Here is a 14,858-nt window from a genome sequence, read left to right as displayed (position 1 = left end):
CAGGCGGGCACAACGGGGCGGAGGTGATCCATGAGAGCGGTGGGATACGCGGCGTCGCCTCCCGACAGATCGGTCGATCATCTCGTCGACCTCGACCTGCGCCGCCCCCAGCCCGCCGGGCGTGACCTGCTGGTGCGGGTCGAGGCGGTCTCGATCAATCCGGTGGACACCAAGCAGCGCGGCCCGGTGGCGGACGCATCGCGCCTGCCGCGCATTCTCGGCTTCGACGCGGCCGGGACCGTCGAGGCGGCGGGCGAGGACGCCACGCTGTTCCGGCCGGGCGATGCGGTGTTCTATGCCGGTGCCGTAGATCGTCCGGGCTCCAACCAGGAGTACCAGCTGGTCGACGAGCGGCTGGTCGCGCGCAAGCCGGCGAGCCTCGACTTCGCGGATGCCGCCGCCCTGCCGCTGACCGCGATCACGGCCTGGGAGACGCTGTTCGACCGCTTCCGCATCCAGCCCGACCTTAGCGAGAAGGGCACGCTCCTGGTCATCGGTGCTGCGGGCGGCGTCGGATCGATCGCCACGCAGCTTGCCCGCGAGTTGACCGGCCTGACGGTGGTCGGCACCGCCTCGCGCGAGGAGACGCGGGCGTTCGCGATCGACCACGGCTGCCACCACGTCGTCGACCATGCGCAGCCGATGGCGCCGCAGGTCGAGGCGCTCGGCCTCGGGCCGGTCGACTACGTCTTCGGCGTCACCCAGACGCCCCACCACATGGCCGACATCGGGCGGATGATCCGGCCCTTCGGCCATCTCTGCGTGATCGACAGCGCCGATATCGACCTCGCGCCGATCCGCACCAAATCCGTTTCGCTGCATTTCGAATACATGTTCACGCGGCCGGTGTTCCAGACCGCCGACATGATCGAGCAGCACCGCCTTCTCGCCGAGGTCTCGCGCCTCGTCGACGCCGGACGCATCCGCACGACGCGCACGCGCACCCTGCGGCCGATCACGGCGGAGACGGTTCGCGAGGCGCATCGCCTCGTCGAGACCGGGCGCACGCTCGGCAAGACCGTGATCGCCGGCTGGCCGGCCGGCACCTGAAGGAGCTCGACGATGGGACTGTTGTCCGGACTGCTCGGCCTTGCCAGCGACCTCGACGTTGGGGCGCTGGCACGCGAACTCGACCCCGTGCTCCTGCCCGACGAGACGATCGAGGTCGCCTTCCAGATCCTGCGCGACCAGATGGTCTTCACCGACCGCCGCATCATCCTCGTCGACAAGCAGGGGATGACGGGCCGCAAGCGCGCCTATCACTCCATCCCCTATCGCGCGATCACGATGTTCTCGGTCGAGACGGCCGGCTCCTTCGACACCGATGCCGAACTGCGCATATGGGTGTCCGGCCAGCCGCAGCCCTTTCTGCAGAACCTGTCGCGCGGCACCAATCTGGCCGGCATCCAGAAGGCGCTGGCGCTCGGCGTCCTCGGGCGGGGCTGATCCCGCCTGTGCATGGCGCCCTCGAAATCGCGGGCGGGCATTGAGGGGGTCCGCCTCGCCGGGTTACGACGCGCCGCATGGCATGGCTTCGACACATCCGGTCCACATTTTCGTCGCGTTCGATGGATCGTCCCGCAGCGTTCATAGTTAACGCGATATGAAGACGATCGCCGCAGATGTCCGACTTGCCGAGGCCGCCGACGCCGGCGCGCTGTCGGTCGTCCACGCCGCCGCCTGGACGGCGGCCTACCGGGGGCTGATCCCGCACCGGGCGCTGTCCGCCATGGTGGAACGACGGGGGCCGGACTGGTGGTCGCGGGCGATCGCCAACCGGGCGACGATCCTCGTCATGGAATACGGCGGCGAGATCGTCGGCTATGCCACGGTCGGGCGCAACCGCACCCGCGGGCTCAGCGTCGACGGCGAGGTGTACGAGATCTACCTCAAGCCGGAGTTCCAGGGGGTCGGTTTCGGCCGCCGCCTGTTCGACGCCTGCCGCACGCTGTTGCGCGCCCGCGGTCTGAAGGGCGTCGCGGTCTGGTCGCTCGCCGACAACGAGAACGCGGTGCGCTTCTACGAGGCGTCCGGCGGCGTCGACGTGGCGACGGGTTCGGAGACGTTCGAAGGAGTCGCCCTCCACAAGGTCGCCTACTGCTTCATGTAAGGCGCCCCGAACGCTGGACGGCGGCGTTCACCCTTCCATCCGACCTCGATTGCCTCTCGCGCGACGATTGGCTAGGAACCGCCGAGTTCAACTCGGAGATCCCCATGCGCATCGACGCCATCGCTCGCGGCAAGAACCCGCCCGAGGACATCAACGTCATCATCGAGGTGCCGGTCGGCGGTCATCCGATCAAGTACGAGATGGACAAGGACTCGGGCGCGCTCTTCGTCGACCGCTTCCTCTACACGCCGATGACCTATCCCGGGAACTACGGCTTCGTGCCGCACACGCTCTCGGACGACGGCGACCCGATCGACGTGCTCGTCTGCTCGACCCGCCCGCTCTTCCCCGGCTGCGTGATCAACTGCCGCCCGATCGGCGTCCTCAAGATGGAGGACAACAAGGGCCTCGACGAGAAGGTGATTGCGGTCCCCTCGCCCGAGCTGACGCAGCGCTACACCAAGGTCTTCGAGCACACCGACCTGCCGGAGATCACGCTGAAGCAGATCGAGCACTTCTTCGAGCACTACAAGGATCTGGAACCCGGCAAGTGGGTGAAAATCGGCGGCTGGGCGGGTTCGGCCGAGGCCAAGCAGATGATCCGCGAGGCGGTCGAGCGCTACGACAACGCCAAGGAGTCGGAGAAGAACCCGACGCCGGTCGGCCAGGAAAACGCCTGAGCCGTCGCGCACCAAAAGGATGACGAGAAAGGGGGCCGCACGGCCCCTTTTTTCGTTTGCGCCTTCAGCGGATGCTGGCTGCCAGCTCCTTGGTCGGCCAGCAGGTCGCGGGCTGGCCCGCCTTTTCCTGGACCGCGCCGATCGAGCGACGCGTCTTGAAGCCGGCCAGCCCGTCCGGCCGGCCGACGTCGTAGCCGCGCGCGACGAGCCGTTCCTGCAGCCGGGCGACGTCGCCGCGCGTCAGCCCGGAGACCTTGCGCCAGTCGCCCGAAAACGGGCCCGCGCCGCCCATCCGGTCGGCGAGATGGCCGATGAACAGGGCGTAGAGGTCGGAGTTGTTGTATTCCTTGATGACGTAGAAGTTCGGCGTCGCGATGAAGGCCGGGCCGAAACGGCCGGCGGGCATCAGGAGATGGCCGGTGGCTCGCATCTCGCCAGCCGGAAAGGCGCGGCCGGAAGCGCGGGTCACGCCCGCCTTGGCGAAGTCGGCGATCGGGCGTCCCTGGTCGGGCCCTTCCAGCGTGCAGGAAACGGACGCGGGGACGCTGGCCTCGAAGCCCCAGCCGCGGCCCGGCTGCCAGCCGGACTGGCGGAGATAGTTCGCGATCGACGCCAGCGTGTCCGGCACCGAGTTCCAGATGTCGCGGCGGCCATCGCCGTCGAAGTCGACCGCAAGCTTTCGGAACTTCGTCGGCATGAACTGGGGCTGCCCGAGCGCGCCGGCCCAGGACGACTTCATCTGCTGTGGCGTGAGGTCCCCGTCCTCGACGATTCGAAGGGCCGCGATCAGCTCGGCGCGGAACATTTCCTTGCGGCGCGCGAGATAGGCCTTGGTGCCCAGCACCTCGAAGGCATCGTAGGGGATCTTGGCCGCCCCGTAGCCCGACTCGCGTCCCCAGACGGCGACAAGGATCGGCCCCGGCACGCCGTAGCTCTCCTCGATCCGCTTGATGGGGCCGGCATACTGCTGGAGCATCGCGCGGCCCTTGGCGGCGGTCGCGGCCATCTTGGCCTCGTCGAAATAGCTCGTCGGGCTCTGGAACTCGGCCTGCCGGTTCACCTCCTCGACCTTGGTCTTGTCGCCGGGAAGCTGGAGGTCGGGGAGCTTGGTGTTGGCCTTCACGCCGTCGAAGGCGGCATCGAAGGTCTGGCGCGAGACGCCGGCGGCGCGTGCCTCCGGCCAGATGTCGTTCTGGAGAAACGCGCGGAAGCCGGCCTGCACATCCTGCGCCTGCGCCAAGCCGCTGCCTGCCACGAGCGCCGCCAGCGCCCACGCGATCGTCTTCATCTTCCGCACCCCCGGCAGATCTCGTCCTGCCGGAAGGCTATAAGGGCGACCTTGCGCCGATCTCGTGGCGGGGACGGTCAGATCTTCGTGCGCGAGCGCATGGCGGCCGACAAGGTGCCCTCGTCGAGATAGTCGAGCTCGCCGCCGACCGGCACGCCGTGGGCGAGGCGCGTGACCGAGACGTCGAAGTCGGCGAGCTGGTCGATGATGTAATGGGCCGTCGTCTGTCCCTCGACCGTCGCGTTCACGGCGATCACGAGTTCGCGGATCGTGCCCTCCGCCACGCGCTCGACGAGGCGGCGGATCGTGAGGTCGTCGGGACCGACGCCCTCCAGCGGCGACAGGACGCCGCCAAGGACGTGATAGGCGGCGTTCAGCGCCTTCGCCCGCTCCAGCGCCCAGAGGTCGGACACGTCCTCCACCACGATCACCGTCGTCTGGTCACGGGCCGGATCGCAGCAGATCGTGCAGGGGTCGCGGGTGTCGATGTTGCCGCAGTTCGAGCAGATGCGCACCTTCTCGGCGGCCTCCGCCATCGCATCGCCCAAGGGGCGCAGGATCTGCTCGCGCCGCTTCACGAGATGCAGCGCCGCGCGACGGGCCGAGCGGGGCCCAAGCCCCGGTAGCTTCGACAGGAGCTGGATCAGCCGCTCGATCTCGGGGCCGGCGATGGTCTTGGACATGGGAGGGCGGCCTCGGGGCAAGCGGGACCGGGCGCGGGGCGCCCGGCAGTTCGGAACGACAGAAAGGTCTAGAACGGCAGCTTCATGCCGGGAGGCAGCGGCAGGCCGGCGGTGAGCGCCTGCGTCTTGTCCTGGATCACCGCGTCGAGCTTGCGCTTGGCATCGGCATGGGCGGCGACGAGGAGGTCTTCCAGAATGTCCTTCTCGTCGGCCTTCAGAAGCGAGGGATCGAGCTCCACGGCGACCAGCTCGCCCGTGCCCTTCAGCGTCACGGACACGACGCCGCCGCCCGCCTGGCCGCTCGCCGTCGTCTCGGCGATCTCGGCCTGCAGCCCCTGCATCTTCTCCTGCATGGCCTTGGCCTGCTTCATCATGCCCATGAGATCCTTCATGCGCGCGGTCCTTCAGCTGTTGCGATCAATCGTCGTCGAGTTCGGCGTCGGCATCGAAGGCGACGCCCTCCCCCATGTCGTCATCCTCGCCGCCAAAGCCAAGGTCGGACGGGTCGATGTCGATACGCTCCGGCAGTCCGTCGTCCTCGGCGAGCGGCGGGCCGTCGTCGTCCGCCGCCTCGGGCTCGGGTTCGCCGCGCAGGCGCACCTCGCGGACCTTGGCGCCCGGCAGCGCGGCGAGGATCGCGGCGACCTCGGGATCGGCCTCGGCCTCGGCGATGAGCTGCGCCCGGCGCGCGGCGTCGACCTCCTCCAGCGTCTGACCGCCGCCCTTGCCGGCGACCGTGACCACCCAGCGCAATCCGGTCCACTCGAAGAGCTTCTTGGTGAGTTCGCCTGACAGCGTGACCGGCGCGCCGCCGGCCAGCTCGATCTCGATGCGGCCCGGCTCCATGCGCACGAGGCGGAGGTAGCGGCGGATCCAGGCCTTCATGCGCGAATCGCGGCGCTCGCCCGCGAGCTTTTCGAGATCGCGCAAGGATGCGGGCATTGCGTCCGCCTCGATCGCAGGCGCGGGCGCGACGGTCGCGGCCATCGGCTGGGGGCTGGACGCCACCATGCGGGCGGCGAGCGACGGCCCGGAGGAGCGCAGCTGCGGAACGCCGGCGGCCTGAACGGCGGACGCCATGACCGGCGGCGGCGAAGGGGCCGCGCTGGAGGGCGCATCGCCGCGCGAGGACATCGCCGATCCGTTCGGCGGCGGCGCCGAGGGGAGCCCGCCCGCCCCGGCGAGGAGACGCGCGAGGTCTTCCGGCGAGGGCATCGTCGCGGCGTAGGCGATGCGGATCAGCGCCATCTCGGCGGCCTGCCGGGGCGAGGCGGCGGCGCGCGTTTCCTCGATCGCCTTCAGGAGCATCTGCCAGACTTCCGACAGCGTCTTCACCGACAGGCGCTCGGCGAACTCGCGCCCGCGCTCGACCTCGACTGGCGAGAGCGACGCGTCGCCCGCCGTCTCCGGCACGAAACGCAGCGAGGTCACGAGGTGGGTGAAGTCGGCGAGGTCCGTCAGCACCACCAGCGGATCGGCGCCGAAATCGTACTGCCCGGCGAACTCGCGCAGCGCGCCCGCCCCGTCGCCGCGCATCAGAAGCTCGAACAGGGTGACGATGCGCGCCCGGTCGGCGAGCCCCAGCATGTCGCGCACCGTGCCGGCGTCGACATGGCCCGCGCCGTGGGCGATCGCCTGGTCGGTCAGCGACAGCGCGTCGCGCACCGAGCCCTCGGAAGCGGGGGCGAGGAGGCGCAGCGCGTCGTCATCGGCCTCGACATGCTCCGCACCGAGCACACGGCGCAGATGCGCGATCATCAATGAGGGATCGACGCGGCGCAGGTCGAAGCGCTGGCAGCGCGACAGGACCGTGATCGGAACCTTCCGAATTTCGGTGGTCGCGAACACGAATTTCACGTGCTCGGGCGGTTCCTCCAGCGTCTTCAGCAGGCCGTTGAAGGCCTGCGTCGAGAGCATGTGGACCTCGTCGATGATGTAGACCTTGTAGCGTGCCGAGACCGGGCGGTAGCGCACCTGCGCGATAATCTCGCGGATGTCGTCGATGCCGGTGTGCGAGGCGGCGTCCATCTCGACGACGTCGACATGCCGCCCCTCCATGATCGCCTGATCGTGGACGCCGGGCTCGATCATGTGGATCGTCGGCTGGTGGATCGTGTCGGTCTCGTAGTTCAAGGCCCGCGCCAGGATACGCGCGGTCGTGGTCTTGCCCACGCCGCGCACGCCCGTCAGCATCCAGGCCTGCGCGATGCGGCCGGCCTCGAAGGCGTTGGTGAGCGTGCGCACCATCGGCTCCTGGCCGATCAGGTCGTCGAAGGAACGGGGACGGTACTTGCGCGCGAGGACCCGGTAGGGCGTCGCGGCGGTCTGGGGATGGGGGTCCTCGGCCATCGGCTCCATTCGAATGCGGGGCGCGGCGATCCGGGCCACCGGGCGCGCCGGCGCGACCCTACGCGGCTTTTCGCTGAATGCAATCGGCGCACGAGGCCGGAGGACCGATGTCGCAGCGTGCCGAAGCGGGGCTCGGCACCTCGCAGCCGGACGCCGCATCGCCTATGACAGGCGAATCGCATGAGACCATCGGGTGCGGGACGAAAGGGTGGGAGGCTGGCACGATGACCCGTGCCGGATTCGTTGGGGCTGCTTCCTTCCGGACCTGACCCGGTTGGCGAGCGGCTCGTCCACCACCAACCTCCCACCGTTCATATCGTGGAGAACGCATCGAAATGCAAGCCGACCCATCCGCCTTCGTGCTCGATTCCCGCCTGGAGGCCGACACGAGGCCGATCTGCGATCTCCCGCTCTGCCGGCTCCTCCTGATGCGCGACGCCCGCTGGCCGTGGCTGATCCTCGTGCCGCGGCGCGCGGGGCTCGTCGAACTCTTCGATCTGGACGACGCTGACCGCCGGCAGCTTCTCGACGAGGCGAACGCGGCGGCCAAGGCTCTTCAGGGCGCAAAGCACCCGGAGAAAATCAACATCGGTGCCCTCGGCAACGTGGTGCGGCAGTTCCATCTGCATGTCGTCGCGCGCTCGTCCGGCGATCCGAACTGGCCGAAGCCGGTCTGGGGCTTCGAGAGCGCCCTCCCCTATGGCTCCGGCGCCGACGAGGCGCTGATCCGTTCCGTCCAGGAAGGCCTCCGCTGATGTCCGACGCCCCCATCCGCCTCGGGTTTGCCGCCAACGCGCTGCGCCGCGACGGCGAGTTGCGCACCGACGCCTCGCTCGAGGAGGCGCTCGGCCACCCGCAGGCGCGCGTCTATCTGGCCTCCAGGGGCCAGTGGCTGTGCCGCGGGGGCGACGCGCCCGATCCCGCTTTCCGCGTCGCGGAGGCGCATGCGCTGCTCGGACCCTCGCCGATCGAGATCCTTCTCGGCCACGACGATGCCGGCGTGCCGCGGCTCGTCGCCGGCATCGACGACTTCGAGCCGCCGGAGGGGATCGCGCTGTGGGATCTGCGCACGCTCGGCATGCGCGAGCTTCTGTCGCCCGCCCTCGAGGGTGAACTCGCGCAGGGCGCCCATCTTCTGAACTGGCATGCCTCGGCCCGCTTCTGCGGGCGCTGCGGCGCGCCGGCGGTTTGCGAGGCCGCCGGTTTCCGGCGCCGCTGCACAGCGTGCGGCCACGTCGTCTTCCCCCGCACCGACCCGGTGTCGATCATGCTCGTGCACGACGGCGAAGGGCGCTGCGTGCTGGGCCGGCAGCCGCATTTCGCGCCGGGCATGTGGTCCTGCCTCGCCGGCTTCATCGAGGCCGGCGAGACGCTGGAGGATGCCGTGCGCCGCGAGACACTGGAGGAGGCCGGCCTCGTGGTCGGCGCGGTGCGCTACCACTCCTCGCAGCCCTGGCCGTTCCCGGGATCGCTGATGATCGGCTGCATGGCGGAGGCCCTCCAGGCGCCGATCACCTTCGATGCGGCCGAGCTCGAAGCCTGCCGCTGGTTCGACCGGACCGAGGTGCAGGCGATGCTGGAACACCGACATCCCGACGGCCTCGTCGCCCCTGCCCGCTTTGCGATCGCCCACCACCTCCTGGCTGCCTTCGCAAGCGGCAAAGAGCTGCCTTGAACGGAGGCATTAAGATTTCATGAACGACAAATTGGCTGAGTTATGCACGCGCTGCACAACAGGCGTGCTAAACCTGCTCTCCTTTTAGGCAGCCGCGGAGTGTATATCGGGGTCAACGAATTCTGTTGCTCTCCGAGGCTCCCATGCTCAACTCCATCGCCAAGCGCTTCCAGTCCTTCCGCTCGCACCGCCGCACCGTCATCGAACTCAACAGCATGGACGACCGCATGCTGAGCGACATCGGCGTGTTGCGTGGCGACATCGAGCGCATGGTTCGCATCGGTCGCTGAACCACGCACCAAGCCGAATACGAAAAAGGCCCCGCTCTAGCGGGGCCTTTTTCGTTGGCGCCCTACTCCGCGGCGCCGGGGTGCGTAGGGCGGTCGGGAGACGCGGGATAGACGCCCATGATCGAGACGCGCTTGGAGAAGAAGCGCAACTCGTCGAGCGCGCGCGCGACGCCGGGGTCGTTCGGATGCCCCTCGATATCGGCGAAGAACTGCGTCGCCACGAATTTGCCCTCCAGCTGGTAGCTCTCGAGCTTCGTCATGTTGATGCCGTTGGTGGCAAAGCCCCCGAGCGCCTTGTAGAGCGCGGCCGGCAGGTTTCGCACCTCGAAGACGAAGGTGGTGACCACCATCTCGCCGGACCGCGGCGCCCAGAGCGCCTCGCCGCGACCGGGCCGCGACAGGACCACGAAACGCGTCGTGTTGTGCTCGGCGTCCTCGACGTTCTCGGCGAGGATGTCGAGGCCGTAGAGCTCGGCGGCGAGCCGGGGCGCGAGCGCCGCGACGTCGCGCTCGGCCATCTGCGAGATGATGCGCGCCGCGCCCGCCGTGTCGCCCGAAATGACCGGCTTCCAGCCGTTGCGCCGCAAAATGCCGCGGCACTGGCCGAGCGCGTGGATGTGGCTGTGCACCTCGCGGATGTCGCCAAGGCCCGTGCCGGGCTTGGCCATCAGCTGGAAGCGGATCGGCAGGAAGAACTCGCCGACGATCTGCAGGCCCGACACCGGCAGGAGGTGGTGGATGTCGGCGACGCGGCCGGCGATCGTGTTCTCGATCGGGATCATCGCAAGGTCCGCCTCGCCGCGCGTGACGGCCGCCAGCGCGTCCTCGAAGGTCGGGCACGGCAGCGGCTCGAGGCCGGGATACATCGTCCGGCAGGCGGTGTCGGAGTTGGCACCCGGCTCGCCCTGGAACGAGATGCGGTTTGAGCGCGTCGCCGGCTCGTAGAAGCGCCGGGCCTCCTCCAGCTGGTGGGGCATGTCGACGCCGAGCGGCGCCGCGTCGACGATCTCGGCGTCGATCCGCATGCCGGCCTCGAGCGCACGCAGCTGCTCGAGCTTCTCGCGCATCTCCAGCGGCGAGGGCTGGAGCGCCACGAAGCGGGCGAGCGCCGCGCGGCGATAGGCGTAGATGCCGACATGGTGATAGAGCGGCCCGTCCCCCGTCGGCGCGGTCGCACGCGTGAAGTAGAGCGCGTTGAGCCGGCTCTCGGCGACCGGCGTGCCGATCAGCTTGACGACGCTGGGGTCCATGCGGTCGGCCGGGTTCTCGATCTCGACCGCGACGGTCGCGATCTCACAGGCGGGATCGGCGAAGGGGCGCAGCACGGCGCGGATCGTCTCCGGCTCGATCGTCGGCAGGTCACCCTGGAGGTTGATGATCGTGTCGATCTCGCCTGCGGGATCGATGATCTCCAGCGCCTCGAAGATACGGTCGGAGCCGGACTGGTGGTGGGCGCCGGTCATCACCGCCTCGAACCCCGCAGCCGTGACCGCATCGCGAATCGCGGCGTCGTCGGTCGCCACCACGATGCGCCCGATCGCCGCCTCGCGCGCCCGCTCGGCGACGCGCACGATCATCGGACGTCCGCCGATGTCGGCCAGCGGCTTCATCGGAAGGCGTGTCGAGGCCAGCCGGGACGGGATCAGGATCAGGGTGGACATGGGTGAAGACTCTGGTGCGGCCGCAGGAAATTTAGGCGAAGCTGTGACAGGAGGGCGCTTGATCGATTCCGATCGGAATGTCAGAACGCTTCCAATTGACGGGCTCGAGCCAGGTCGCCGGGAACCGGCGGATCGCGCTCTGCCCGTGGACGATCGAAAGCGCGTGTCGTCGGCCCCTTGCGCCGGCTGCAGAGGGAGCCGCCCTTTATCATGAATTCGTTTGAGGCCAACAAGATCTTCGGTGCCCTGCTCGGCACCGTGTTCGTTCTGTTCGGCGGCAGCCTTCTGGCCGAGGGCATCTTCCATGCCGAGGCGCCCGAACAGCCCGGCTTCGCGATCGCCGTGCCAGATGCCCCCGCCGGTGGTGGCGGGGCCGCACCCGCCGCCAACGAGGTGACGCCGGTCGGCCAGCTGATGCAGACCGCCAATGCCGAGGCGGGCGCCGCCATCTTCAAGCGTTGCCAGGCCTGCCATTCCGGCGAAAAGGGCGGACCCAACAAGGTCGGCCCCGATCTGTGGGACGTCGTCAACCGTCCGATCGCCTCGCACGAGGGCTTCAGCTACTCGGCCGCCATTACCGAGTTCTCGCAGGGCAAGACGGTGGTCTGGGACTGGGATCACCTGAACCACTTCCTGCATGGGCCCAAGCAGTACATCAAGGGCACGGCGATGGGCTTCGCCGGCATCCCGAAGGATCAGGAGCGCGCCGACCTCCTCGCCTATCTCGGCACGCTGTCGGACAACCCGCCGGCGCCCCCCGCGCCGGACGCCGGCGCGCCGGCCGGCGGCGAAGCGGCGGCAGCACCCGCCGAGACCCAGCCGAACGCCACGACCAATGCCAACGCTCTGCCGAACGACGCGGTGACGCAGCCCCAGGGCGCCGGCTCCACCGACCAGACCACCGGCGGCGCGCCGACCGCACCGGCGTCCGGCACGGTTCCGGCCACCGGCACCAACGCCGAGAACCGACCCGCCGGCGCGCCCGTTCCGCCGACCGAGCCCGGCCAAGCCGCGCCTTCGCAGCCCGGCACGCAGGCCCCGCAGGAGAACCCGGCGCCCTCGACGCCTCCCGCCACGGCACCGGCTGCGCCCGCGGCGGCTCCGGCCCCCGCAGCGCCGGCAGCCCCGGCCCCGGCGGCGCCCGCACCTGCGACGCCCGCTCCGGCCGAGAATGCCGCTCCGGCGCCGGCACCGGCCCAGTAAGGCCGACCGAGACCGCAACCCTTCGTGAAAGCCGGGCCGCAAGGTCCGGCTTTCGTCGTTCCGGGCCCGGCGAACGCGGCCGCGTCTCTGGACAGGGGCGAGGCGAAGCTTACACTTTCGTCACCACGGCCTTTCGCCCGAGGAAGGCCACAAAGCTCGGGCGGGGTCCGGGCATCCGGTGCGCGCGCCGCGCCGGCCCTGCCAGATGGAGATCGATTTGCCGCCAGTCTCGCGCGCCTTGTCCGCCCTGACCCTGACCGCTCTCCTGGCCGTCTCCGGCATTCCGTTCGCAATGGCGCAGGACCATACCGCCCCGGCCGGCGCCTCGGCACCGGCCGTGATAGAAGCGGGGGAATGGCGCAGCTGGTCGTCGCTGATCCGGCCCTCGAAATACGGCGACGACTTCCGGCACTACGACTTCGTCAATCCGGACGCGCCGAAAGGCGGCCGCCTCAACCTCCAGGCGGCGGGCACGTTCGACAGCTTCAATCCGTTGCCGGTGCGCGGCACGCCGGCCGCCGGTTTTGCCGCGTTCGGCGGCGGTATCGCCTACGACACGCTGATGGATCAGGCGCTGGACGAGCCGGGCGTCAGCCACGGGCTGATCGCCGAGGCGATGCGCTATCCCGCCGACTTCTCGTCCGTGACCTTCCGCCTCGATCCGGCGGCCAAGTTCCACGACGGCCAGCCGATAACCGCCGAGGACGTCGTCTGGACATTCCAGACCGTGACGCGTCTGTCGCCGCTCTATGCCAACTACTACCACAACGTGACCGGCGCCGAGATCACCGGCGAGCGCGAGGTGACGTTCCGCTTCAACCAGACGGGCAACCGCGAGTTGCCCAACATCATGGGCGATCTCGTGGTGCTGCCGATGCACTTCTGGGAGAGCACGGACGCGCAGGGCCGCAAGCGCGACATCGACAATCCGACGCTGGAGATCCCCGTCGGCTCCGGCCCCTATCGCGTCAAGGCCTACCAGCCGGGATCGACGATCACCTGGGAGCGGGTGCCGGACTACTGGGCCGCGTCCAAGGGTCCGCGCGTCGGCCGCTACAATTACGACGAGATCCGCTACACCTATTTCCGCGACCAGAGCGCGGGCTGGGAAGCCTTCAAGCGCGGCGGCTTCGCCGACTACCGCTCGGAGAACAGCGCCGGTCGCTGGGCGCAGGGCTACGACTTTCCCGCCTTCCGCGACGGCCGCGTGAAGAAGGAGGCGTTCGCTTCCGAAACCGGCGAGCCGATGCAGGGCTTCGTGATGAACACGCGGCGCGACAAGTTCGCCGATCCGCGCACGCGCCAGGCCCTGACGCTCGCCTACAATTTCGAGGAGATGAACCGGTCGCTGTTTTACGGCCAGTACAAGCGCACCACGAGCTATTTCCAGGGCACCGAGCTCGCCTCGTCGGGCCTGCCGAGCGAGGCGGAGCTGAAGATCCTCGAGCCGCTGCGCGGCGAGATCCCGCCCGAGGTCTTCACCAAGCCCTTCACCCTGCCGGACTATTCGGACCCGGCGGCCGAGCGCACGTATCTCCGCCAGGCGTTCGAACTCCTGACGCAGGCCGGCTGGAAGCGGCAGGGCTCGCAGCTCGTGAACGCCAAGGGCGAGCCGTTCCGCATCGAGTTCCTGGCGGCCGACCCCTCGTCGAGCCGCGTCATCGATCCCTTCGCCAACCAGCTGAAGCGGCTCGGCATCGAGACCTCAACCCGCATCGTCGACGCCTCGCAGTATCAGGCGCTGACCAACAACTTCGAGTACGACATCGTCACCGACGTGATGGCGCAGTCGCTGTCGCCCGGCAACGAGCAGCGCGACTTCTGGTCGAGCGCGGCGGCCGGCCAGCCCGGCAGCCGCAACGCGGCCGGCATCCGCAATCCGGCGGTCGACGCGATCATCGAGAAGATCATCTACGCGCCCGACCGTGACAGCCTCGTCGCCGCCACCCACGCGCTCGACCGCGTGCTTCTGTGGAACTTCTACGTCGTGCCCCAGTACCACAACCCGTCGATCTGGCTGGCGTGGTGGGACAAGTTCGGCATGCCCGCGACGCGCCCGGCCTATGCCGGCATCGACCCGTTCTCGTGGTGGGTGAAGGGCGAGGTCGCGGTGAACACGCCGGCCGATCAGGCGGCGGCAGGCGCGCCCGACCCGGCGACGGCACCCGCCATCCCGCCGCAGCGGCCGTGAGGCGCCACGCGTGACCGAAAGCTTCATCCGCATCAGCCGCCGCGATTTCGGCAAGCTGGCGCTCGGCGCGGCGGCGGGCGTCGCCCTCCCGCGCCTCTCCTTCGCCGACAACCCGGCCGACACGCCGCTCCACGGTCTCTCGGCCTTCGGCGACCTGAAATATCCCGCCGGCTATCAGCGCTTCGACTACGCGAACCCGGAGGCGCCCGACGGCGGGCGGTTCACCTTCACCGTGCCGTCCTGGTACTTCAACCAGTCGCCCGACACGTTCGACACGTTCAACACGCTGGTTCTGCAGGGCAACGCCCCGCCGCGCATGGAAATGCTCTACGAGGGCCTGATGCTCTCGACGCTCGACGAGCCCGACAGCCTCTACGGCCTCCTCGCCGAAAGCGTCTCGGTCTCCGCCGACGGCAACCGCTTCACGTTCAAGCTGCGGCCCGAAGCGCGCTTCTCGACCGGCGCGCCGGTCACGGCGGCCGACGTCGCGTTCTCCTACGAGACACTGAAGCGGGAGGGCCATCCGAGTCTTGCGATCCAGCTTCTGGAGGTGCGCGAGGTCGCGGCCGAGGACGAGCGCACCGTGCGGATCGTCTTTTCCGGCCGCCAGACGGTGCCGACGGCGCTCGCCACCCTGTCGACGCCGATCGTCCCCGCCGCCTTCTTCCAGGACCGCCCCTTCGGCCGGGGCGGCTTCGACGTGATCCCCGGCTCCGGCGCCTGGGGCG

At 69.3% G+C, this 14,858-nt stretch carries 15 protein-coding genes, 1 other RNA gene and 1 pseudogene; 10 read left to right on the top strand and 7 right to left on the bottom strand.

Features of this window, described 5'->3' with window-relative positions:
• Positions 1 to 30: 30 nt before the first annotated feature.
• The 4 genes from QZ753_RS06145 (at position 31) to ppa (ending at position 2,790) form a co-directional block, all read left to right on the top strand.
• Positions 31 to 1,050 carry a zinc-binding alcohol dehydrogenase family protein gene (locus tag QZ753_RS06145; protein ID WP_294641927.1) on the top strand — a complete coding sequence of 340 codons (1,020 nt, stop codon included), beginning with the start codon at positions 31 to 33 and terminating at the stop codon, positions 1,048 to 1,050.
• A 12-nt stretch (positions 1,051 to 1,062) separates the two neighbouring features.
• Entirely contained in the window at positions 1,063 to 1,446 is a 384-nt protein-coding gene (locus QZ753_RS06140) for a PH domain-containing protein (protein ID WP_294641925.1), read from the top strand.
• Positions 1,447 to 1,603: 157 nt separating this feature from the next.
• Positions 1,604 to 2,110, top strand: a complete 507-nt coding sequence (locus QZ753_RS06135; RefSeq protein WP_294641922.1) for a GNAT family N-acetyltransferase — start codon at positions 1,604 to 1,606, stop codon at positions 2,108 to 2,110.
• A 104-nt stretch (positions 2,111 to 2,214) separates the two neighbouring features.
• On the top strand, positions 2,215 to 2,790 hold the full coding sequence (ppa, locus tag QZ753_RS06130) for an inorganic diphosphatase (RefSeq protein ID WP_055893033.1): 576 nt from the start codon (positions 2,215 to 2,217) through the stop codon (positions 2,788 to 2,790).
• A 64-nt stretch (positions 2,791 to 2,854) separates the two neighbouring features.
• Here ppa and QZ753_RS06125 read toward each other — a convergent pair whose 3' ends face one another.
• From QZ753_RS06125 to ffs, 5 genes are all read right to left on the bottom strand, one after another.
• Positions 2,855 to 4,078: a lytic murein transglycosylase gene (locus QZ753_RS06125; RefSeq protein ID WP_294641919.1), complete on the bottom strand. Its 1,224-nt coding sequence runs from the start codon at positions 4,076 to 4,078 to the stop codon at positions 2,855 to 2,857.
• Between the two features lie 77 nt (positions 4,079 to 4,155).
• Complete coding sequence (gene recR, locus QZ753_RS06120) at positions 4,156 to 4,761, bottom strand: recombination mediator RecR (RefSeq protein WP_055892726.1); 606 nt, start codon at positions 4,759 to 4,761, stop codon at positions 4,156 to 4,158.
• A 68-nt stretch (positions 4,762 to 4,829) separates the two neighbouring features.
• The gene (locus QZ753_RS06115) at positions 4,830 to 5,153 is read right to left on the bottom strand and encodes a YbaB/EbfC family nucleoid-associated protein (RefSeq protein WP_055892723.1); all 324 of its coding nucleotides are present in this window, start codon (positions 5,151 to 5,153) and stop codon (positions 4,830 to 4,832) included.
• Positions 5,154 to 5,178: 25 nt separating this feature from the next.
• Positions 5,179 to 7,110, bottom strand: a complete 1,932-nt coding sequence (locus QZ753_RS06110; protein ID WP_294641916.1) for a DNA polymerase III subunit gamma/tau — start codon at positions 7,108 to 7,110, stop codon at positions 5,179 to 5,181.
• 208 nt (positions 7,111 to 7,318) lie between these two features.
• An RNA gene (gene ffs, locus QZ753_RS06105) (signal recognition particle sRNA small type) lies at positions 7,319 to 7,415 on the bottom strand.
• A 30-nt stretch (positions 7,416 to 7,445) separates the two neighbouring features.
• On the opposite strand from ffs, the gene QZ753_RS06100 reads away from it, so the two are divergent.
• From QZ753_RS06100 to QZ753_RS06090, 3 genes are all read left to right on the top strand, one after another.
• A complete protein-coding gene (locus tag QZ753_RS06100; protein WP_294641914.1) occupies positions 7,446 to 7,865 on the top strand; it encodes an HIT domain-containing protein in 420 nt (139 codons plus the stop codon).
• A complete protein-coding gene (nudC, locus tag QZ753_RS06095) occupies positions 7,865 to 8,785 on the top strand; it encodes an NAD(+) diphosphatase (RefSeq protein WP_294641912.1) in 921 nt (306 codons plus the stop codon). Before QZ753_RS06100 ends, nudC begins: the two co-directional genes overlap by 1 nt.
• Positions 8,786 to 8,928: 143 nt before the next feature.
• Complete coding sequence (locus QZ753_RS06090) at positions 8,929 to 9,075, top strand: DUF1127 domain-containing protein (RefSeq protein WP_294641910.1); 147 nt, start codon at positions 8,929 to 8,931, stop codon at positions 9,073 to 9,075.
• A 62-nt stretch (positions 9,076 to 9,137) separates the two neighbouring features.
• On the opposite strand, the gene QZ753_RS06085 is transcribed toward QZ753_RS06090, so the two are convergent.
• Entirely contained in the window at positions 9,138 to 9,992 is an 855-nt protein-coding gene (locus QZ753_RS06085; protein WP_294641965.1) for a prephenate dehydratase, read from the bottom strand.
• A gap of 30 nt (positions 9,993 to 10,022) precedes the next feature.
• A pseudogene (locus QZ753_RS06080) lies at positions 10,023 to 10,736 on the bottom strand (3-deoxy-manno-octulosonate cytidylyltransferase); the annotation flags it as partial.
• Between the two features lie 210 nt (positions 10,737 to 10,946).
• On the opposite strand from QZ753_RS06080, the gene QZ753_RS06075 reads away from it, so the two are divergent.
• The 3 genes from QZ753_RS06075 to QZ753_RS06065 all read left to right on the top strand — a co-directional run.
• A complete protein-coding gene (locus QZ753_RS06075) occupies positions 10,947 to 11,939 on the top strand; it encodes a c-type cytochrome (protein ID WP_294641908.1) in 993 nt (330 codons plus the stop codon).
• Positions 11,940 to 12,156: 217 nt separating this feature from the next.
• Positions 12,157 to 14,130 (top strand): extracellular solute-binding protein, encoded by a 1,974-nt coding sequence (locus QZ753_RS06070; protein WP_294641907.1) that lies wholly within the window; start codon positions 12,157 to 12,159, stop codon positions 14,128 to 14,130.
• 10 nt (positions 14,131 to 14,140) lie between these two features.
• Positions 14,141 to 14,858: ABC transporter substrate-binding protein (locus QZ753_RS06065; protein WP_294641906.1), on the top strand; the 718-nt coding region annotated here is incomplete at its 3' end.

The sequence above is a fragment of the uncultured Aureimonas sp. genome, from assembly GCF_913775355.1.
GTDB lineage: Bacteria > Pseudomonadota > Alphaproteobacteria > Rhizobiales > Rhizobiaceae > Aureimonas.
Note: the sequence above shows the minus strand (reverse complement) of the source record. Positions and strands in the feature narration are given on the sequence as shown.

Excerpts from the sequence above, each read along its gene's own strand:
- ppa (WP_055893033.1), top strand. The coding sequence starts at position 2,215 with ATGCGCATCGACGCCATCGCTCGCGGCAAGAACCCGCCCGAGGACATC.
- QZ753_RS06090 (WP_294641910.1), top strand. The coding sequence starts at position 8,929 with ATGCTCAACTCCATCGCCAAGCGCTTCCAGTCCTTCCGCTCGCACCGC.
- QZ753_RS06110 (WP_294641916.1), bottom strand. The coding sequence starts at position 7,110 with ATGGCCGAGGACCCCCATCCCCAGACCGCCGCGACGCCCTACCGGGTC.
- QZ753_RS06100 (WP_294641914.1), top strand. The coding sequence starts at position 7,446 with ATGCAAGCCGACCCATCCGCCTTCGTGCTCGATTCCCGCCTGGAGGCC.
- QZ753_RS06075 (WP_294641908.1), top strand. The coding sequence starts at position 10,947 with ATGAATTCGTTTGAGGCCAACAAGATCTTCGGTGCCCTGCTCGGCACC.
- QZ753_RS06145 (WP_294641927.1), top strand. The coding sequence starts at position 31 with ATGAGAGCGGTGGGATACGCGGCGTCGCCTCCCGACAGATCGGTCGAT.
- QZ753_RS06125 (WP_294641919.1), bottom strand. The coding sequence starts at position 4,078 with ATGAAGACGATCGCGTGGGCGCTGGCGGCGCTCGTGGCAGGCAGCGGC.
- nudC (WP_294641912.1), top strand. The coding sequence starts at position 7,865 with ATGTCCGACGCCCCCATCCGCCTCGGGTTTGCCGCCAACGCGCTGCGC.
- QZ753_RS06135 (WP_294641922.1), top strand. The coding sequence starts at position 1,604 with ATGAAGACGATCGCCGCAGATGTCCGACTTGCCGAGGCCGCCGACGCC.
- recR (WP_055892726.1), bottom strand. The coding sequence starts at position 4,761 with ATGTCCAAGACCATCGCCGGCCCCGAGATCGAGCGGCTGATCCAGCTC.
- QZ753_RS06115 (WP_055892723.1), bottom strand. The coding sequence starts at position 5,153 with ATGAAGGATCTCATGGGCATGATGAAGCAGGCCAAGGCCATGCAGGAG.
- QZ753_RS06140 (WP_294641925.1), top strand. The coding sequence starts at position 1,063 with ATGGGACTGTTGTCCGGACTGCTCGGCCTTGCCAGCGACCTCGACGTT.